The organism is Subtercola frigoramans (assembly GCF_016907385.1).
GTDB classification, from domain to species: Bacteria; Actinomycetota; Actinomycetes; order Actinomycetales; family Microbacteriaceae; genus Subtercola; species Subtercola frigoramans.
Map to the genome: position 1 here is coordinate 3,376,039 of NZ_JAFBBU010000001.1, position 20,430 is coordinate 3,396,468.

Annotated in this window: 15 protein-coding genes; 4 read left to right on the forward strand and 11 right to left on the reverse strand. The window is 64.6% G+C overall.

Going from position 1 to position 20,430, the window contains the following annotated elements; genetic code table 11:
- The first annotated feature begins 132 nt into the window (after positions 1-132).
- The 3 genes from JOE66_RS15625 to JOE66_RS15635 all read left to right on the forward strand — a co-directional run bounded on the left by JOE66_RS15625 (position 133) and on the right by JOE66_RS15635 (position 4,411).
- Positions 133-1,809, forward strand: a complete 1,677-nt coding sequence (locus JOE66_RS15625; RefSeq protein ID WP_205111009.1) for an FGGY family carbohydrate kinase — start codon at positions 133-135, stop codon at positions 1,807-1,809.
- Between the two features lie 79 nt (positions 1,810-1,888).
- Positions 1,889-3,856, forward strand: coding sequence for a hypothetical protein (locus JOE66_RS15630; protein ID WP_205111011.1), 1,968 nt, complete (start codon positions 1,889-1,891; stop codon positions 3,854-3,856).
- Positions 3,857-4,033: 177 nt separating this feature from the next.
- Entirely contained in the window at positions 4,034-4,411 is a 378-nt protein-coding gene (locus JOE66_RS15635; RefSeq protein ID WP_205111013.1) for a VOC family protein, read from the forward strand.
- A 162-nt stretch (positions 4,412-4,573) separates the two neighbouring features.
- Here JOE66_RS15635 and JOE66_RS15640 read toward each other — a convergent pair whose 3' ends face one another.
- From JOE66_RS15640 to JOE66_RS15675, 8 genes are all read right to left on the reverse strand, one after another.
- Complete coding sequence (locus JOE66_RS15640; protein ID WP_205111015.1) at positions 4,574-6,226, reverse strand: ATP-binding cassette domain-containing protein; 1,653 nt, start codon at positions 6,224-6,226, stop codon at positions 4,574-4,576.
- 101 nt (positions 6,227-6,327) lie between these two features.
- Positions 6,328-7,569, reverse strand: a complete 1,242-nt coding sequence (gene mmsB, locus JOE66_RS15645) for a multiple monosaccharide ABC transporter permease (RefSeq protein ID WP_205111017.1) — start codon at positions 7,567-7,569, stop codon at positions 6,328-6,330.
- Positions 7,569-9,080, reverse strand: a complete 1,512-nt coding sequence (mmsA, locus tag JOE66_RS15650; protein ID WP_239518335.1) for a multiple monosaccharide ABC transporter ATP-binding protein — start codon at positions 9,078-9,080, stop codon at positions 7,569-7,571. The genes mmsB and mmsA overlap by 1 nt, the downstream gene beginning before the upstream one ends.
- 176 nt (positions 9,081-9,256) lie before the next feature.
- The gene (gene chvE / locus JOE66_RS15655) at positions 9,257-10,348 is read right to left on the reverse strand and encodes a multiple monosaccharide ABC transporter substrate-binding protein (RefSeq protein ID WP_205112101.1); all 1,092 of its coding nucleotides are present in this window, start codon (positions 10,346-10,348) and stop codon (positions 9,257-9,259) included.
- Positions 10,349-10,619: 271 nt separating this feature from the next.
- The gene (locus JOE66_RS15660; RefSeq protein WP_205111021.1) at positions 10,620-11,327 is read right to left on the reverse strand and encodes an L-ribulose-5-phosphate 4-epimerase; all 708 of its coding nucleotides are present in this window, start codon (positions 11,325-11,327) and stop codon (positions 10,620-10,622) included.
- A 351-nt stretch (positions 11,328-11,678) separates the two neighbouring features.
- Positions 11,679-12,692, reverse strand: coding sequence for a LacI family DNA-binding transcriptional regulator (locus JOE66_RS15665; RefSeq protein ID WP_205112103.1), 1,014 nt, complete (start codon positions 12,690-12,692; stop codon positions 11,679-11,681).
- A 242-nt stretch (positions 12,693-12,934) separates the two neighbouring features.
- On the reverse strand, positions 12,935-14,026 hold the full coding sequence (locus tag JOE66_RS15670) for a ketopantoate reductase family protein (RefSeq protein ID WP_205111023.1): 1,092 nt from the start codon (positions 14,024-14,026) through the stop codon (positions 12,935-12,937).
- 10 nt (positions 14,027-14,036) lie between these two features.
- Complete coding sequence (locus JOE66_RS15675; RefSeq protein WP_205111025.1) at positions 14,037-15,200, reverse strand: glycerate kinase; 1,164 nt, start codon at positions 15,198-15,200, stop codon at positions 14,037-14,039.
- Positions 15,201-15,351: 151 nt separating this feature from the next.
- Between JOE66_RS15675 and JOE66_RS15680 the strand changes: the two genes are divergently transcribed.
- A complete protein-coding gene (locus JOE66_RS15680; RefSeq protein WP_205111027.1) occupies positions 15,352-16,518 on the forward strand; it encodes a M73 family metallopeptidase in 1,167 nt (388 codons plus the stop codon).
- 202 nt (positions 16,519-16,720) lie between these two features.
- Here JOE66_RS15680 and nrdF read toward each other — a convergent pair whose 3' ends face one another.
- From nrdF to nrdI, 3 genes are all read right to left on the reverse strand, one after another.
- Entirely contained in the window at positions 16,721-17,695 is a 975-nt protein-coding gene (nrdF, locus tag JOE66_RS15685; RefSeq protein ID WP_205111029.1) for a class 1b ribonucleoside-diphosphate reductase subunit beta, read from the reverse strand.
- 134 nt (positions 17,696-17,829) lie between these two features.
- Positions 17,830-19,977, reverse strand: a complete 2,148-nt coding sequence (gene nrdE, locus JOE66_RS15690; RefSeq protein ID WP_275576824.1) for a class 1b ribonucleoside-diphosphate reductase subunit alpha — start codon at positions 19,975-19,977, stop codon at positions 17,830-17,832.
- On the reverse strand, positions 19,962-20,363 hold the full coding sequence (nrdI, locus tag JOE66_RS15695) for a class Ib ribonucleoside-diphosphate reductase assembly flavoprotein NrdI (RefSeq protein ID WP_205112107.1): 402 nt from the start codon (positions 20,361-20,363) through the stop codon (positions 19,962-19,964). Before nrdI ends, nrdE begins: the two co-directional genes overlap by 16 nt.
- Between the last annotated feature and the right edge of the window lie 67 nt (positions 20,364-20,430).

The following is a 20,430-nucleotide window of genomic DNA, read 5'->3' on the forward strand; positions in this document are numbered from 1 at the left end:
GCGCCGACGAAGCTGTGCTTCGTCGGTCACCTCCGCTGCGATTGTCGCGACGATCGAGTTTCCTCGAACTGTGCGTGTTGGACCCCGACACCGACATCGTGGGGAAACTCGATTGCGCATCCTCCTGAATAAATGAAAGAAGACCCCGTGAGCCTCGTCGCCGGCGTTGATTCGAGTACGCAGAGCTGCAAGATCGTGATCCGGGATGCCCAGACGGGCGCCCTCGTGCGCAGCGGCCGGGCATCCCACCCCGAGGGCACCGAGGTCGCACCCGACGCCTGGTGGGTCGCGCTGCTCGCCGCGATCACCGACGCGGGCGGGCTCGATGACGTCGCTGCCATCTCGATCGGTGGCCAGCAGCACGGCATGGTCGTGCTCGACGCCGACGGCCGGGTCATCCGCGACGCCCTGCTCTGGAACGACACCCGCAGCGCCCCGGCTGCCGCCGCCCTGCTCGCCGAGGTCGGCGCGGCCGGCCCCACCGGTTACGCCGCACGGGCTGGTGCCCTGCCTGTTGCCTCCTTCACCGCGACAAAACTCCGCTGGTTGCGGGACGCCGAGCCCGAGAACGTCGCACGCGTCGCCGCCGTCGCACTCCCCCATGACTGGCTCACCTGGCGCCTGCTCGGCTACGGCCCCGCCGACGAGAGCCCCTTGGGCCCGGTTCTGGATGCCCTCACCACCGACCGCTCCGACGCGAGTGGCACCTCGTACTGGAGCCCGGCGGCCAACGCCTACGACTTCGATCTCTTCGAGCGGGCCCTCGGCCGGCCCGGCGTCGAAGCCGTCGGAGTGGCCGAGGCCGAACTCGAGTTCGAACTCGTCGACGAGCTGGAGGAAGAACTCGAAGAGGACCTCCTCGACTCGGCGGGCGAAGGCGCGGCGGGAAGCGGGTCTCTTCCGCGCTGGGTCAGCGAACCCGAGGGGCTTCCGGCGGTCATCCTGCCGCGCGTGGTGCAGACGGGCGAGGTCGCCGGCGTGACCGTGGCGCACGGCGGCGACCTGCGGTTCGACGCGAACGATGTGGAGAACCCCGCCGACGCGTCTGGCGTGATCCCGGCCGGCATCATCGTGGGGGCGGGGGCCGGCGACAACGCAGGAGCGGCACTCGGGCTCGACGCGCAGGCGGGAGACGTGGTGATCAGCATCGGAACGTCGGGCACCGCGTTCGCTGTCACCGATCATCCGGTCGCCGATCTCAGCGGAACGGTGGCGGGCTTCGCCGACGCGGCCGGCGGCTTCCTGCCCATCGTCGTCACGCTGAACGCGGCCCGCATTCTGGCGTCGATCAGCGGGTTGCTCAGCGTCGGTTACGACGAGTTCGCCGAACTGGCGCTGGCAGCCCAGCCTGGCTCGGGCGGTGCCGTTCTGGTTCCCTACTTCGAGGGCGAACGCACACCCAACCGGCCCGATGCCACCGCCACCTTCGCCGGGCTGACCATCGCGTCGACGAGCCGCGAGAACGTCGCCCGGGCCGCGATCGAAGGCATGCTCTGTGGGCTCGCCGACGGCATTGGTGCGATCCGTGCGCTGGGCGTCGAGACCCAGCGGGTGATGCTGATCGGCGGCGCCGCCCAGAACCCGGCCGTGCAGGCCGTTGCCGCCCAGGTGTTCGACGTACCGGTCTCGGTGCCGACCCCCGGTGAGTACGTGGCCGACGGCGCTGCCCGCCAGGCCGCGTGGACGCTGCTGGGCAGCCGGCCGGTGTGGCCCGTGACGTTCGTCGCCGAACTGCCGGTCGACACCAGGGCGGTCATCGTGGCCCAGTACCGCGCCGCCCAGCTGCTCGGTTCGGTGCCGCGCCGCTGAGCATCCGCGTGCCATCAGGCGCCGGCTGGCCCCGCTCGATCACGCGCTGTTCATTCGCTGGTAACCGCGGCCTGCGACAGTGGCGCCTGCTGGCACACCGGATGCCCGCGACCCTGCCGACCGAATGGGCACCCCGATGACCTCCCTCGTTCTTCGCCGTGCCCTCGCCGCAGCGGCGACTCTCGCGACCGCCGCCCTCCTGGTGGCCGGCTCAGGCACCGCAGCCCAGGCCCTCGTGCAGCCCAACGGTTCGGACGGCGCGTACTACCTCTTCGACTCCGGCACGGAGACCCGATTCCCCGCCACCCAGGTCTACGCCTGGACCGACGACCTCGTGGGCTCCCCGAGCAGCAGGGATGCCCGGCTCCTCTTCTCCTGTCCCGCCGATGCCACCTCGGTTCAGACCTTCATCGCCCCGGTGGGCCAGGAGCGCGTTCGAAGCGCCTGGTCGGCCTACGCAGACGGCGCCTTCTACTTCGGCACGAAATACGTGCTCGAGTCGCCGGCGAACCTGAGCGCCCAGATTCTCGGCATGGCGTCGAACGTGCGCACGAAGGGCGGTGACTACAGCCTCGGCTTCGCCTGTCTGAAGAGCAACAACGTGCAGTTCGCCTCGGCCGGCGTCTGGTACACGACGATCCACGTCACAGCCGGCACCGGCACGTGGACGGCCGCTGTTCCCGCCATCACCCCGGCGCTGATCTCTGTGAAACCCGCCATCACCGGCACCACCTCGGTCGACTCGCTGCTGACGGCCGTACCCGGCGCCTGGGGCCCCGGCACGGTCAAACTCGCGTACCAGTGGTACCACGGCGACACCCCGATCATCGGGGCGACCGCCTCGACGTACACGCTCGCTGCGAGCGACCAGCACTTCGCCATGTCGGTGTCGGTGACCGGCACCCGCCCCGGGTTCGAGACCGCCGCCGTGGTGAGCAACCCGACGTCGACCGTTCTCGGCCCGTTCACCCAGGCTCCTGTTCCCACCATCGCCGGCACTGCCAAGGCCGGCAGCGTTCTGACGGCCACGGCCGGTGCCTGGGCCCCCGCACCGGTGAGCGTCGCGCTGCAGTGGGCGCGGGCCGGAGTCGCCATCCCCGGCGCCACCGCCGCGAAGTACACTCTCACAGGCACCGATGTCGGGAAGACGATCACGGTTTCGGCGACCGGTACGGCAACCGGATTCATCACCACGACGAAAACGAGCCTTCCGACTGCCGCGATCGCCCAGGGCACTCTCACGACTGCGACGCCGACCATCACGGGTACGCTCGTCGCCGGTAAGACGCTGACGGCGAACCCGGGTGCATGGATGCCCGGGGCCGTCACTTTCGCCTACCAGTGGAAGCGTGCCGGCGTCGCCATCGCCGGGGCCACCGCGCCCGGCTACTCCCTCACGGCCGCAGACGTATCGAAGACCATCTCGGTCAGCGTCACCGGCTCAGAAGCGGGTTTCGCGACCGCAACGACGACCAGCGCCTCGACTACTACCGTGCTCGCTGCCCTCACCGCGACTCCGGTGCCGACGATCGCGGGCACGCCGGCCGTCGGCAAGACCCTGACCGCAACGGCTGGCACCTGGTCACCCGCGCCCGTCACGCTCACGTACCAGTGGAAGCGCTCCGGCGTCGCCATCACCGGCGCGACGTCCGCCAGCTACACGCTGACCGCGGTCGACGCAGCGAAGGTCATCACGGTGAGCGTCACCGGATCGAAAGCCGGTTACGGCACAGTCACCACGACCAGCGCTGCCACCAGCGCCGTTCTCTCCGCCCTCACCGCGACTCCAGTGCCGACGATCGCGGGTACGCCAGCCATCGGCAAGGTCCTGACGGCCTCCACCGGAACCTGGGGCCCCGCACCAGTGACGCTCGCGTTCCAGTGGAGCCGTGCGGGAGTCGCCATCCCGGGCGCAACCACCGCCACCTACACTCCGGTCGCCGCAGATCTCGGCAAGACACTGACGGTCTCCGTCACGGGGAGCAAGACGGCGTTCCTCGCGGTCGTGAAGACGAGCATCCCGACCGCTGCCGTCGCGGCGAAGTAGTGCCCGGCCACCTCGCCCGGCGAAACCACCCGACAATCGTCGGAGATTCGCGGTACTGCGCCCACATTCGCCGCAGCACCACGAATCTCCGTCGAAAGTCGATCCCCGGGCCCGGTTGCGGCACGACGGCCGGCGACCACGCTTGACGCGCAAACAGCGGGTGTGGATGATGTGGGCATGACTATCACCAACGTGCAGCTGTTCTCGGTTCCGGTGAGCGACCAGGATCGTGCGCGTGACTTCTACGTCGACACGCTGGGGTTCGACCTCGTGAACGACGTGCAGATGGGGCCGGACATGCGGTGGATGCTCGTCTCGCCGCCCGGCGCCCAGACGGCGCTCACGCTCGTGACCTGGTTCGGCACGATGCCCGCGGGTTCGCTGAAAGGTCTCGTGCTCGAGACCGATGACCTCGGCGGCGAGGTCGAGCGCCTTCGCGGTCTCGGCGTGAGCATCGGGGAGATCGAGCACGCGCCGTGGGGTTCGTTCGTGCAGTTCGACGACCCCGACGGCAACGGAATCGTGCTTCAGGCGACGGCACTGACCTCCGATTGAATAACGGATAACTCAATCGTCGGCCCTGGGTCAAGCCGCGCGAAATAGTGCGTCGGCTTGAACGAGGGCCGACGGTTGAGTGATTCGTGGCGAGTGCGGACGGTCTCCGATTCAGGGTGTCAGGCGATTCAGGGTGTCAGGCGATTCGGGGTGCCGGGCGGGTCAGGCCGGCCCGATCATCCGCGCCAGCAGGCTCTGTGGGGTGGCCGTGCGCGTGTCGATCTCGGCTGTCACGCGACCCTCGAACAGCGTGTACACCCGGGTGGTCATGACGAGCAGCTCGTCGAGGTCGGCAGAGGCGAGCAACACGCCGGTTCCCGAGGCCGCCAACTCAACGATGAGGTCACGAAGCTGCTGCACGCCCAGGGCGTTGGCACCGCGAGTCGGATGATCGAGAATCACCACGGCCGGCCGAACCCCCTCTGGCTGCCCCAGCCACAGCTCGAGTGCCTCGCGGTGTCGCTGTTCGCCGGCACTCACTCTGCCACCCGGAGCCCCGGCAGCACCAGCCCCGGGCCCTGCACCCTTGCCGCCCCGGCCGCCGACCAGCTCTGAGATGCCGCCGAGCCCGAAAGCCGGCGCCGCGGTCTCGTAGTCGCGCCCCCTGTCAACGAAGCCTAGGCGTGCGAGTCGAGCCAACATCGACGCCGAGATACGCGAGGGAATGCCGCCGAGCAACTGCAGGTCATACTTCACGTTCGCGTCGGTCGACAGGCTGAGGCCACCGGCGATCGACTCCTGCGGGTTCTTTGCCGCGAGGGGGCGACCGTTCACCTCGATCGCGCCGCTTGACGACGACCCCCACGACCGCCCGAAGAGGCTGAGGGCGAGTTCAGCGATGCCGGAGCCCTCGAGCCCGGCCAGCCCGACGATCTCGCCGCGGCGAACGCTGAGCGAAGCGTGTCGCACCACGGCGTGGGTCGCCTCGATCGGGTCGAAGGCCGACCAGTCCTTTACCGCCAGAACCACCGGACCGGGCTCGATCGACTCGTGCAGAACCCGCCGTGTCACCCGAACGTTGGCCGTCATGTAGCCGATGAGCCGCTGCGTCGTCACGTCGCCCCAGCTACCGCTCGCACCTTCGCCTGCACCACCGTCGTGACCCGAACGCTGCCCTTGTGCACTATCCCGTTCGAGCGTCTCAACCGCGATGCCACGCGAGAGCACCGTCACGCTTTCGGCGATCCGCCGAAGCTGATCGATCCGGTGGGTCGCAACGATGATCGTCATGCCGTCGGCGGCCGCCCGCGAGATCGCGACCCCGACGAGCGCCAGACCGGGAGCATCGAGGCCGCTGAACGGCTCGTCGAGCAGCAGCACACGGCGTTCGGCGACGATCGCCCTCGCGAGTTCGACCACCCAGCGTTCGGCCGGCGTCAGATCACCGGCCGGGCGAGCAGCCTTGACCGTGGCCCCTGCGCCGAGCTGGGCGAGGATCGCCGTCGTCTCCGAGTGCAGGCGATCGAACTTCACAAACCCGCGAACAGCGCGCTCACGGCCGAGAAACACGTTCTCGGCCACCGTAAGATGCGGAACGACGCTCGGCCGACCCCGCACCACGGCCACACCGGCCGCCTCAGCCTCAGCATGACCGGCGAAGACTGTCGGCACCCCGTCGAGCTCGAGAACTCCCTCGGTCACCGACAGGTACCCCGAAAGGGCTGCCAGGAGTTCGGATGATCCCGAGAGGTTCTCGCCGAGAATGCCATGCACGCTGCCCCGGCGCACCTCGAACGACACAGCACGAATGCCCGTGCCCGCCGAAGATCTCGCCGAGACAGATCTCAGGCGGAGCATCGGGGTGGGCACGGGCATCCATTCATGCTGTCAGAACGGAGACGGAACGGTACAGATGGGAACCAGTACGGCGACGAACCAGACCAGCAGCGAACCAGACCAGCTGGAGTCAGAGCAGATCAACGACCGCCGGAGCGGCGCTTGTTGTAGACGTCGAAGGCAACGGCCAGCAGCAGCACGAGGCCCTTGACGGCCTGCTGCCACTCGATGCCGATACCCATGATCGACATACCGTTGTTCAGCACACCGATGATCAGACCACCGACGATGGCGCCACCGATCGTGCCGACACCACCGGTCACCGCCGCACCACCGATGAAGGCTGCCGAGATGGCCTCGAGCTCGAAGCCGTCACCGGCCTTCGGGCCAGCGAGGTTGAGTCGGGCGGTGAACACCAGGCCGGCGAGACCGGCGAGGAAGCCCATGTTGACGAACAACCAGAAGGTGACGTTGCGGGTCTTGATACCCGAGAGCTCGGCAGCGTGCAGGTTGCCACCGATCGCGTAGATGTGGCGACCGAACACCGAGCGGGTCATGACCACGCCGTAGATCAGGATGAGCACGGCCAGCACGATCAGCGTGACGGGGATGCCCTTGAATGTGGCGAGTGCGTAGGCGAACAGTGCCACAACGGCAGAGACCAGCACCATCTTGACGATGAACCAGCCGAGGGGCTCAACGGCCTGGCCGTAGCTCTGGCGGCCGCGGCGGGTGCGGATCGACTGGACGATGAACAGAACGATCGCAATGACCGCGACACCGATGGTCAGCGGGTCGACGTCGTATTCGCCGAAGAGGTTCGTGAGAAAGCCGTTGCCGAGCGAGCGGTACAGGTCGGGGAACGACCCGATGTTCGCGTTGCCCAGCACCACAAGCGTGAGCCCGCGGAAGATGAGCATGCCGGCCAGGGTCACGATGAAGGCGGGAATGCCGACGTAGGCGATCCAGAACCCCTGCCAGGCACCGACCAGGGCGGCGATGGCGAGCGACAGGATGATCGAGACCCACCACGGCAGGCCCATGTTCACCGCGAAGACACCCGAGATCGCGCCGATGAAGGCCGCGACCGACCCGACCGACAGGTCGATGTGGCCGGCGACGATCACCATGACCATACCGATCGCGAGGATCAGGATGTAGCCGTTCTGCACGATCAGGTTCGACACGTTCTGCGGTCGTAGGAGCACGCCGTTCGTGAGAATCTCGAACACCACGACCACAAGGATCAGGGCGAGGAAGATGCCGTTCTTGCCGATGTCACTGAGCACGTGGCTGAGCGCTGACGTGAACTTGTTGTCGACCGGGTTGACCCGGCCACCGGCGGCAGTGTCGTCAGCCGGCTTCGTCTCGAGATCGGACATCAGATTCGTTCCTTTTCCATGGTCATGTACTTGATCAGCGTTTCGGGTGTTGCATTCTCGATGGGTACTTCGCCGGTGATGCGGCCTTCGGCGATGGCATAGATGCGGTCGCAGATTCCGATGAGTTCTGGCAGCTCGCTCGAGATGACGATGACGCCCTTGCCCTCTGCGGCGAGGCGGTTGATGATCGTGTAGATCTCGTACTTCGCACCCACGTCGATCCCGCGGGTCGGCTCATCGAGGATGAGCACGTCAGGGTCGGAATAGATCCACTTGCTCAGAACGACCTTCTGCTGGTTACCACCACTCAGCTTGCCGACCTTCGACAGCACCGACGGTGCCTTGATGTTCATCGACTTGCGGTAGCCGTCGGCGACCTCGTATTCCTTGTTGTCGTCGACAAGTCCGCCCTTCTCGAGCTTCTTCAGCGCAGCCATCGAGATGTTGCGCTTGATGTCTTCGATCAGGTTGAGGCCATAGAACTTACGGTCTTCCGTGGCGTACGCGAGACCGTTCTCGATCGCCTCAGACACCGTGCGGGTCTTGATCTCGACGCCGTTCTTGAAGACCTGGCCCGAGATGCGTGTTCCGTAGGAACGCCCGAAGAGGCTCATGGCGAACTCGGTGCGCCCCGCTCCCATGAGGCCAGCGATTCCGACGATCTCGCCACGCTTGACGTTGAGGTTCACATTGTCGACCATGATGCGGGTCGGGTCCTGCGGGTGGTAGGCCGTCCAGTTCTCGACGCGCAGGATCTCCTCGCCGATGTGCGGCGTGTGATCGGGGTAGCGGTGCTCGAGGTCACGGCCGACCATGTCTTTGATGATGCGCTCTTCGGTGACGTCGCTCTTGGCGATCGTCTCGATGGCCTTGCCGTCGCGGATGACGGTGACGGTGTCGGAGATCTTCTTGATCTCATTGAGCTTGTGACTGATGATGATCGACGTGATGTTCTGGCCCTTGAGCGAGAGGATCAGGTCGAGCAGGTGATCGCTGTCTTCGTCATTGAGGGCAGCGGTCGGTTCATCGAGGATGAGGAGCTTCACTCGCTTCGAGAGTGCCTTGGCGATCTCGACGAGCTGCTGCTTGCCGACGCCGAGGTCACGAACCTTCGTGGTCGGGTTCTCGCGCAGGCCGACACGGGCAAGGAGTTTCGAGGCCTCGATGTTGGTCTTGTTCCAGTCGATCAGGCCGAAGGCGCCTGTGATCTCGTTGTTGAGGAAGATGTTCTCGGCGATCGAGAGAAAGGGGCTGAGCGCAAGCTCCTGGTGAATGATGACGATGCCCTTGGCCTCGCTGTCACTGATGTCACGGAACTCGACGGTCTCGTTCTCGAAGACGATGTCGCCCTCGTAGGTTCCGTGGGGGTATACACCGCTCAGGACCTTCATGAGCGTGGACTTGCCGGCACCGTTCTCGCCACAGATGGCGTGGACCTCGCCGCGGCTGACGTCGAGCGTGACATCCTGCAGCGCCTTGACGCCGGGGAATGTCTTTGTGATATGCCGCATTTCCAGGATATTGGTGGTCACAATAGTCCCTCCCTCAGGCTTGCTGAACGTCGATGGTTGGTGGATGGATGTCTGGGGTGTTGCTTCGATACGGCCCACAATGGGCCTACTCAACCGGCGAAAGACGCTGGTTGAGTAGGCCCGAAGGGCCGTATCGAAACCGGTGGTGCGTGGTGTTAGCCGTTGACCTGAGCGTCGGTGTAGTAGCCACCGTCGATCAGAACGCTCTTGATGTTGTCCTTCGTGACGACGACCGGCTGCAGCAGGTAGGCCGGAACGACCTTCTTGCCGTTGTCGTAGGTCTTCGTGTCGTTGGTCTCAGGAGTCTGGCCCGAGAGAACGGCACTTGCCATCTTGACAGCAACCTTCGCGAGTTCGCGAGTGTCCTTGTAGATGGTCGAGTACTGCTCGCCGGCAATGATCGCCTTGACCGAGTCGAGCTCAGCGTCCTGGCCGGTGATGATGGGGAAGCCGGCGCCGACGGTGTAGCCCGCCGAGGTGACAGCCGAGATCAGACCACGTGAGATGCCGTCGTAGGGCGACAGGATGCCGTTGACCTTCGTGGTGCCGTCGGAGTAGGTCGACGTGAGGATGTTCTCCATGCGCGACTGGGCGGTGGCCGGGTCCCAACGCAGCGTTGCCACGGTGTTGAAGTCGGTCTGGCCGCTCTTGACGACGAGCGTTCCGTCAGCGATGTACGGCTTCAGGGTGTCCATCGCGCCGTTGAAGAAGAACGTCGCGTTGTTGTCGTCGGGGCTACCGGCGAACAGCTCGATGTTGAACGGGCCCTTGGCGCCGGTCTTCGCTCCGCTTGCGTCGAGAACGCCGAGACCAGTCAGCAGTGACGTGCCCTGCTCGACACCGACCTTGTAGTTGTCGAAGGTCGCGTAGTAGTCGACGTTGGCCGAGTCACGGATCAGGCGGTCATAGGCGATGACCGGGATCTTGTTGTCGGCGGCGTTCTGCAGCGTGTTGGTGAGCGTGGTGCCGTCGATCGAGGCGATGATCAGTGCTTTCGCACCCTTGGTGATCATGTTCTCGAGCTGGCTGACCTGGGTGGGGATGTCGTCTTCTGCGTACTCGAGGTCGACGGTGTAACCGGCTGCTTCGAGCTGCGTCTTGATGTTGTTTCCGTCGGCGATCCACCGCTCAGACGACTTGGTCGGCATTGCAACGCCGATGAGGCCACCCGCACTGGCGGCTGCGCCGCCGGTGGAGGAACCTGACGATGAACCGCTCGAGGAGCAGGCGGCGAGTGAAATCACCATGGCGCTTGCGGCCAGGAGAGAAAGAACAACCTTCTTCTTCACTGTATTTCCTTTCAATTTGTGCATGTGGACTTCGTTGTCAGCAGGTGCTGTGTGAAGGTAATGCGGTGGTGGGGTGATGCGGGGTGATGCGGGTGTTGCTGTGATTACAGGCCGTGCGCGAGTCGGTAGTGGACCTGGTTCCGCCGGATACCTGACTGGGAATCCCGGAGGTCTGTGCTCTCGCCGATGGCGAGAAATTCGTGGGTGGTAGTGCGGGCTTGCGCGGGCGTCACTTCATGGCCCCCTTGGGAGCCTGGCCGTAGACGTTCTGGTAGCGGTCGAAGAGCGAGTCGATAGCCGACTGCGGCAGAGGCAGAGGTTCGCCGAGCTGACGCGAGATGTGCACCGTTCGGGCGACGTCCTCAGTCATGACTGCCGCCTTGACGGCGTCTTTCGCGTCTTTGCCGATGGTGAAGACGCCATGGTTCTGCATGAGCACTGCCCGGGAACGGTGACCTGTGAGTGTCTCCACGATGCCGACGCCGATCGAGTCGTCACCGATGATCGCGAAGGGACCGACCGGGATCTCGCCGCCGAATTCGTCTGCCATTGCGGTGATGACGCAGGGAACCGCTTCGCCGCGCGCCGCCCATGCGGTGGCATAGGTGGAGTGGGTGTGCACCACGCCACCGACGGCGGGCATGTTCCGGTAGACGTAGGCGTGCGCTGCGGTGTCGCTCGAGGGCGACCGTTCACATCCGGGGGTGTCAGCAATCACTTCGCCATCGAGATCGCAGAGGATCATGTTCTCCGGGCGGAGCTCGTCATAGCTCACGCCACTGGGCTTGATCACGAACAGTTCTGCACCGGGAACACGGGCAGAGATATTGCCACCCGTCCAGATCACGAGGCCATAACGCACCAGCTCCGCATGCAGGTTCGAGACATCTGCACGTGCGCGGGCGATCGCTACTTCGATCTCGGGGCCGTAGTTCACTTGTCACCACCCGTCAGAGTGCATTCTGCGGCAGATGTGCGGCGGGAATCGAGCGGCATTTTCACGTGGGACGACTCCTTTGTCTGGTCAGGGCATGCGATAGCGAATCTGTCGCTTCGCATGAGTGTGTTCGGCGATCGAAATGTGAACGGTCACATTGGATGCCCTCATGTTAGTCATATCGGTCCATGACGTGTCAAGTCGCGATGGTCACGGTTCGGTAACTGCACTCCGACACCGGGAGAACCGCGACACGCGGGGCCGGAGGCACGAGCGCGACTCCTGAGCGGGCAGGCCAGCCGAACCTGTCCGGCCGACCTGGGTGGAGGGGTTCGCGGTGGGCGCGGGTATTCAGCGCGCGGGCGGTGCGGTGCTCGCGCGCACGATGAGCTCGGGCACCAGAGTCTGCCCATACCCGAGCTCCGGGTCGATCTTGCCGAGAAGCAGTTCGACACTGCGGCGACCGAGTTCGCCGAAGTCCTGGCGCACGGTGGTCAGCGGCGGCCAGAAGTGCGCGGCTTCGGGAATGTCGTCGAATCCCACGATGCTGATGTCGCCCGGCACGTTCAGTCCCGCCTCGCGAATCGCATGGATGAGTCCGAGGGCCATCTGGTCGTTGGCCGAGAAGATCGCGGTGAAGTCCCTCACCCGCAACAGCTCCCGCCCGGCGCGGTAGCCGAACTCTGCAGTCCAGTCGCCGAGGATGGGTGCGGTTGCCGGCACATCGCGCTCGGACATCTCGGTCAGAAAGCCATGCATCCGCGCTTCGGCCTCGACCCAGTCCTGCGGGCCGGCCAGGTGGTAGATGTTGCGATGGCCAAGGTCCAGCAGGTGCCGCGTGGCCAGCCGCGCGCCGCTGATCTGGTCCACCGAGAGCGCGTGGTCGGCCGAGCCTGCGCTCTGCAGTGTCACGAACGGGATCGTCAGGTTCATGTTGTTGAACGTTTCGAGCACTCTCACCTGCGGAGCGATCACAACGAGACCCTCGATGGCCTGGTCGAGAAGATGATTCAGGCCCAGCTCGATCGATTCGCGGTCTGTCGAGTCGAGACTCACCGAGTTGACGAAGTATCCCTCGGCGCGAGCCGCGCGCTCGATCGCCTGGATTCCCGATGCCGGGCCATACTGCGAACTGTCGGCAGCAATGATCCCGAGCGTCTGCGACCGGCTGGTGACCAGCACACGCGCCGCCCGGTTCGGGCGGTACTGCAGGTCGTCGATGATCTGCTGCACCCGGGCTTTTGTCTCCGGCCGGATGCTCGGGTGATTGTTCAGCACACGCGAGACCGTCTGGTGCGAGACGCCAGCGAGTCTCGCGACATCGCGGATGCTCGGCGCACGATCGCGCTGCGGGTCTGAAGCCACGCTCTGCCGTTCTCTGGGTACCGGGCCGCTGGGGATGTTGCTGGGGAATGACTGGTTCGTCACGACGATGTTTACGGTCACATCGCTGTGTGAGCACAATTATGGCGTAGATTCTGCGGATCGCCTGTGAGCTGAAATGTGACAGTAACATTCCATGTCAGGCATGTGACAGTCACATGGGTGCCCCACACACCGGCCCCGCACTGCCCCTGCACCGCCCCCGGCAGCAGACAACGCCCCCGCTACGCCAGCAATTCCGACAGTGTGTGCGTACCCGGAGCCTCTGAGAGGGCCGCCTGCGAGCCCAGCAGCCGCTGCAGCCGCTCGTTCAGGGGAGCGTCGATACCGGCCTTCCGCGCAATGAGAACAATCTCACCATTCAGATAATCGACCTCGCTCGACGCTCCCCTGGCGAAACTCTGCCACGTCGAGAGTCGCCCGGAGGTGTGGCCGGGAACCTCCTGCACAGCGAGAGAGAACCGCGGGGCATCCTGAACGACAGCGACACCAGCGGCCTCGAAGACCGCACGCGTCTCAGCGATAAGACGCTTGCGTGCGACCCGGCGATCCTCGTCGTCACCCGCGAGAACATCGAGCCCATTGGCCGCGTTCACCAGAAGCTTTCGCGCCTTCCACTCCGACACATTCGAAACGCTCTGTGCGTCGTACCCAGCGCCCACCAGGTCGGCCACGAACTCGTCCTGCACTTCGTCGCGCTGGTCCGGGTACCGCCCCAGCCAGATGGAACCCACCACGGGAAACGACGGTGAGACCACGATTCCCGGCGACAGGTGGCTCGCCGCAATGCCGATCGACACACCGTAGACCTTCGAGAAGCGCCGCAGGGCTGCGTCTTCGGTGCTCAGCCCGTTCTGGAAGGTCAACACGGGCAGGTCTGCCCCGAGCATCCGGTGCGCCTGCGGCGTCTGGGTGGGTACTCCGGCTGCCGACCCGGCAGTCGCGTCGGCGCCCAGCCCGGAGGCCGACTCGCTGACGTCTCGAATCGCTGCTTCGACGGGCTGCCACGCCCATTCGGCGAGAGCGGCTTCGGCATCCTGCGCCTTGGTGGCGATCACGAGCACGTCATCGGCGGTGAGCCGCACTTCGGCAGCGGAGCCGACCACCTCGAGTGGCACCACGTCTGTCGACGCCGGCCTCCGCACCGTGAGCCCGTGTTCTCTGATCACTGCGAGGTTCTCCCCCCGCGCCACGAGCACCGACCGGATGCCCGCACCCTCGAACTGCGCGGCGAGGATCGCACCGATCGCTCCCGCCCCCACAATGATGTACCGTCTCGTTCTGCTTCCGGGCACATCGGGCGTGGCTGTCGACACTGTGAGATCCTTACTGGTCGGTGGACGACGTCGACTGGTTCGCGGCGCCTGTTGCGAGGGCCCTGCCCGCGGCCCAGAGGAACGGCACCGCGTTCTCGATGGCCGCGGCCGTGCTGCCAGCGAGTTCGGTGAGCGACACCCACGCTGCGAAGTCGTCGGGGTCAGCATCCACACTGCCGGCCACCAGCAGGGCGAAGGCATCGGCCGCGCGCGCCAGGCCGAGTACGTACGACGGGACTTTGCCGTCGGCGGACTGGCCGTCGAAACGGCCTTCGCCCGTGATCACCACATCAGCGAGGGCGATCTCGGCGGGAAGGCCCATCGCTTCGCCGACGGCGACGGCACCGGGCCGGATGCTCGCTCCCCACAGCGCGAGCCCGAAGCCCGTTCCTCCGGCCGCACCCGCGCCAGGGGTGTGCGCGCCGGGAACACCGAGCACGCGCTCCAGCATGACGAGGGCGTCTTCAAGGTCTATGACGGTGTCGGCGTCTGCGCCCTTCTGCGGGCCGAAGACGGCGGCCGCGCCACGGTCTCCGAGCAGCGGATTGGTGACGTCGGTGATGACTTCTGCTCCGCCCTGCGGGAGCGGTCGCAGGGCCGCCAGATCGACGGAGTGGAGGTCCCGGAGGCCGGTGGCTCCGTCTGCGATGGGCTGGCCGGCCGCGTCGAGGAACCGAGCGCCGAGTGCGGTGAGTGCGCCGACTCCGCCGTCTGTGGAGGAGCTGCCACCGATGGCGAGCAGGAGTTCGTCGACGCCGTGGTCGAGTGCGGCACAGATGGCTTCGCCGAAACCGCGGGTGTGGGCATCCATCGGCCGGAGTTCGGCGAGTAGCGTGATGCCGCTGGTGTTCGCGAGTTCGACGACGGCAGTGCCGCCGCCTACGGAGCCGTCGGGGTGGCGTTCGGCGTCGGCCGGAGGGAGCCAGAGCCACTCCGCACTGACCGGCCGGTTGTCTGGGCCTGCAACGGTCACCGGGATGCGCAGGGCGCCCGGGACTGCTAGTGCGAAGGCGTCGATGGTGCCTTCGCCGCCGTCGGCCATCGGTCGCAGCACCACCGTGTCATCGGGGCGCGCTTCGCTCCAGCCGCCGCCGATTGCCGCAGCAACCTCCGCGGCGGTGGTGCTGCCCTTGAAGGAGTCGGGGGCGACGACGACCGTCAGCGAGGGGCTCATAACTTCAGTCTGCCGCATCTGCAGTCTGCACACTGCGGCGCGGGTTTCTCAGAATGGGGTGACTATTTGTCAGTTACTGCCAGTGTGAGCTATATTCATGATTTGTGGTGCCCGCCACCGATCACCTTCCGCCGTTCCGAAAGCAGGACCCATGCCCAGCCACGACCAACGCTCCCGTTCGCACCGTTCTTTCGGCATCGCGGTCGCCTCTCTCGCACTTGGTGCGACACTGGTCGGCGGGGCTGCCCTCTCGGCGTCGGCCATTCCCCTCGACGGTTCGGCGCCTCATGCCTTCCCTGTCACACAGTCACGCTTTCTGACGGCGACTCCGTTCGATCTGGCACTGTCTGGCGGCATTCCCGATTTCGGGTTTCGCAAGCAAGGCACCACTCTGACCCGTTCGTTCACGATCCTGAACACCGGAGACAATGACATCTCCATCAACCCGGCCGCTCTGACGGCAGTGACCACACCTTTCACCGTAGGCAGCCTCAATTTCACTGCGGCGACAGTCGTTCCCCACAACGGCACCGTCAGCTTCAGCGTCGCCTACACCGCTCCTGCCGCGGGTGTGAACTCGGCCTCTACCGCAAATCTGATCGCGACAGACCGCACCGACGGTTCGACCAAGACGCTCTCGATCACCTTTCAGGGCAAGTCGATCGCGACGGATCCCGTTCACTTCACCGTCGGAACGAACGCGGGCGGCAGCAGCATCGAATTCGGGAGCCTGCCGGCTGGCGGGTCAACTGAGCAGAACGTCAGCCTGCTCATCGACGGTGTAGTCCCGATCGCCTTCGACAATAATGACATCACTGTGACTGATTCGGCAGGCAACCCGTCCTCGAACGTCATCCTCAGCGGTTCGTCGTTCGGCGGGGTCGGCACGACCTACAGACCCGGGCAGACTGCGACGTTCTCTCTGGCATTCGCACCCACTGCTGCCGGCTCGTTCAGCGGAAACGTCCACATCGTCGGCCACCAGATCAGCATCGACCCAGAGCAGCCGAACGCCATCGAGAACGTGCCCTTCACCGGCACCGCCACGGTAGCCGTACCCACTCCGACGCCCACGCCGACGTCGACCGCGACACCCACGCCTACCGCCACGGCCACCTCGTCGCCAGGCACCGGGGGCTCTGGGTCATCGGGAACCACTGGCAGCACAACCGGCACCAGCTCGAAGGTTTCAGGTCACCAGCTCGCGAGCACCGGGCTCAACCCCGGTGTCGCACTACTCATCGGTGCGCTCGTGGTCGTTCTCGGTTCGGCCGCCGTCACCGTCGGCCTGTCCCGACGTCGTTCCTCGCGCTCCTGACGTTCACCTGTTTCGAGAGCCGCGGCGCTGGTCTTGTGAGGGCGCTGCGCCGAAATGAGGCCGGCGCACGCGCCTCACTTCGGCGCAGAGGACTCGAATCCCCACAGAAAGAACGAAAGACCGCGATTCCAGTCACTTCTGGCTGAAATCGCGGTCTTTCGCAGGTGGGGAGCGTCGGCTCAGAGAGTCGGCAACGTGGATCTTAGAAGTCCCAGTCCTCGTCTTCGGTGTTGACGGCCTTGCCGATGACGTACGACGAACCACTGCCGGAGAAGAAGTCGTGGTTCTCGTCAGCGTTCGGCGACAGGGCAGAGAGGATCGCCGGGTTCACATCGGTCACGCTCTTCGGGAACATCGGCTCGTAGCCGAGGTTCATCAGTGCCTTGTTGGCGTTGTAGTGCAGGAATTTCTTGACGTCTTCGGTCAGGCCGACCTCGTCGTAGAGATCCTGCGTGTACTGCGCCTCATTCTCGTAGAGGTCGTAGACGAGCGAGAACGTGAAGTCCTTGATCTCGTCGCGCTTGGCCTGGTCGACCCGCTCGAGCCCACGCTGGAACTTGTAGCCGATGTAGTAGCCGTGGACTGCTTCGTCTCGAATGATGAGGCGGATCAGGTCTGCCGTGTTCGTCAGCTTCGCGCGGGACGACCAGTACATCGGCAGGTAGAACCCCGAGTAGAAGAGGAACGACTCGAGCAACGTCGAGGCGACCTTGCGCTTCAACGGGTCATTGCCGCGGTAGTCGTCGAGAACGATGTCGGCCTTCTTCTGAAGGTTCGGGTTCTCGGTCGACCAGCGGAACGCCTCGTCGATGTCTTTGGTGTTCGACAGCGTCGAGAAGATCGACGAGTACGACTTTGCGTGCACCGACTCCATGAAGGCGATATTCGTATACACCGCTTCTTCGTGCGGCGTGATCGCGTCAGGAATGAGGCTGACCGCACCGACAGTGCCCTGGATGGTGTCGAGCAGCGTCAGCCCTGTGAACACGCGCATGGTGAGCTGCTGTTCGGCGGGAGTCAGCGTGTTCCACGACTGGACATCGTTCGAGAGCGGCACCTTCTCGGGCAACCAGAAGTTGTTGACGAGCCTGTTCCACACCTCGACGTCTTTGTCGTCTTGGATTCTGTTCCAGTTGATGGCCTGCACATTGTTGGCAAGTCTGAGCTTCTCAGCCACGGTCTCTTCTTCTCTTCTTCTCGTCACGGTGAATTGCTGGGTAGCGCGAAGCTGGGAGTACCAGACCAGCATCGATGCGCAAGGGTACGGTGATTTCGATACGCGACTTCGTCGCTACTCAACCAGCGCTGGTACTACAAAGCACAGCTGACGCAGCCCTCGACCTCGGTGCCCTCGAGAGCCATCTGGCGCAGACGAATGTAGTAGATCGTCTTGATGCCCTTCTTCCACGCGTAGATCTGTGCGCGGTTGATGTCGCGGGTCGTCGCCGTGTCCTTGAAGAACAGCGTCAGGGAGAGGCCCTGGTCGACGTGCTGGGTCGCAGCCGCATACGTGTCGATGACCTTCTCGTAGCCGATCTCGTACGCGTCCTGGTAGTACTCGAGGTTGTCGTTCGTCAGGTACGCGGCCGGGTAGTACACGCGACCGATCTTGCCCTCTTTGCGGATCTCGATCTTCGAGGCGATCGGGTGAATCGAGGCCGTCGAGTTGTTGATGTAGGAGATCGAGCCTGTCGGGGGCACGGCCTGCAGGTTCTGGTTGTAGATACCGTGGGCCTGCACAGAGGCCTTGAGCTCCTCCCAGTCGGCCTGCGTCGGGATGTGGATCGAGGCGTTGTCGAAGAGCGACGCGACCTTCACCGTCGACGGTACCCAGACCGCAGAGGTGTACTTGTCGAAGAACTCACCCGACGCGTACGTCGAATCGGCGAAACCGTCGAACACCTCGCCACGCTCGATCGCAATGCGGTTCGAGGCACGCAGCGCGTGGAACAGCACGGTGTAGAAGTAGATGTTCGTGAAGTCGATGCCCTCTTCACTGCCGTAGAACACACGCTCACGAGCGAGGTACCCGTGCAGGTTCATCTGGCCGAGACCGATGGCGTGCGAGCGGTCGTTGCCCGACTCGATCGAGCGCACTGACGAGATGTGGCTCTGGTTCGACACCGAGGTGAGGCCGCGGATGGCCGTCTCGACGGTGAGGCCGAAGTCCGGCGAATCCATCGTGCGCGCGATGTTCAGCGAGCCGAGGTTGCACGAGATGTCTTTGCCGATGTGGTCGTACGACAGGTCTTCGTTGTAGCTCGTCGGGGTGTTGACCTGCAGGATCTCCGAGCACAGGTTCGACATGTTGATGCGGCCCTTGATGGGGTTCGCCTTGTTGACGGTGTCTTCGTACATGATGTACGGGTAGCCCGACTCGAACTGGATCTCGGCCAGCGTCTGGAAGAACTCGCGCGCCTTGATCTTCGACTTGCGGATGCGCGGGTCGTCGACCATCTCGCGGTACTTCTCGGTCACCGAGATGTCGCCGAACGGCACACCGTAGACACGCTCGACGTCGTACGGCGAGAACAGGTACATGTCTTCGTCGTTCTTCGCGAGCTCGAAGGTGATGTCGGGCACGACAACGCCGAGCGACAGCGTCTTGATGCGGATCTTCTCATCGGCGTTCTCACGCTTGGTGTCGAGGAAGCGCAGAATGTCGGGGTGGTGCGCCGAGAGGTAGACGGCACCCGCACCCTGGCGGGCACCGAGCTGGTTGGCGTAGCTGAAGGAGTCTTCGAGCAGCTTCATCACAGGAATGATGCCCGACGACTGGTTCTCGATCTGCTTGATCGGAGCACCGGCTTCACGGATGTTCGACAGCAGCAGGGCGACACCGCCGCCGCGCTTGGACAACTGCAGCGAGGAGTTGATCGCCCGGGAGATCGACTCCATGTTGTCTTCGATGCGCAGCAGGAAGCAGGAGACGAGCTCGCCGCGCTGCGCCTTACCCGTGTTGAGGAAGGTCGGCGTTGCCGGCTGGAAACGGCCGCCAATGATCTCTTCGACGAGATTGACGGCGAGGGTCTCATCGCCATCGGCCAGACCGAGGGCCGTCATGACGACACGGTCTTCGAACCGCTCGAGGTAACGCTTGCCGTCGAACGTCTTCAGCGTGTACGAGGTGTAGTACTTGAACGCCCCGAGGAAGGTCTCGAAACGGAACTTCTTCGAGTATGCGAGGTCGTTGAGCTTCTGGATGAACTCGAACGTGTACTGGTCGAGCACTGCCTGCTCGTAGTACTCCTTCTCGACCAGGTAGTCGAGGCGCTCCTTCAGGTTGTGGAAGAAGACGGTGTTCTGGTTGACGTGCTGCAGGAAGTACTGCTTCGCCGCCTCTTTGTCTTTGTCGAACTGGATCTTGCCGTCGGCGTCGTACAGATTCAGCATCGCGTTCAGCGAGTGATAGTCGAGCGCCGAGACTGCGGCCGGCGCCTCGATCAGTGTGCTTTCCAAAATTCTTCCAATCCTGTGGTGACGGCCTCGAGGTCGTCTGGGGTACCGAATACTTCAAAGCGATAGAGGGCGGGCACCTTGCACTTCTGTGCAACGATGTCGCCTGCGAGGCCGTACGCCTCACCGAAATTCGTGTTGCCTGCAGCGATCACACCTCTGATCAGCGACCGGTTGTGGGCGTCGTTGAGAAAGTGGATGACCTGCTTGGGTACTGCTCCCCCGGTTGATCCGCCGCCGTAGGTCGGCAGCACAAGAACGTAGGGCTCATCGACGCTCAGAGCCGGGTCTTTGGCGTAGATCGGGATTCGGTGAGCGGGTTTCCCCAGCCGCTCGATGAACCGGTGTGTGTTGCCGGAGACACTCGAGAAATAGACGAGGTTCGTCATCATTAAGCCTCTCTGCGATGCCGATCAGCACAGGCCCGGAGCACCTGACGGGGGCAGGCGCTCTATG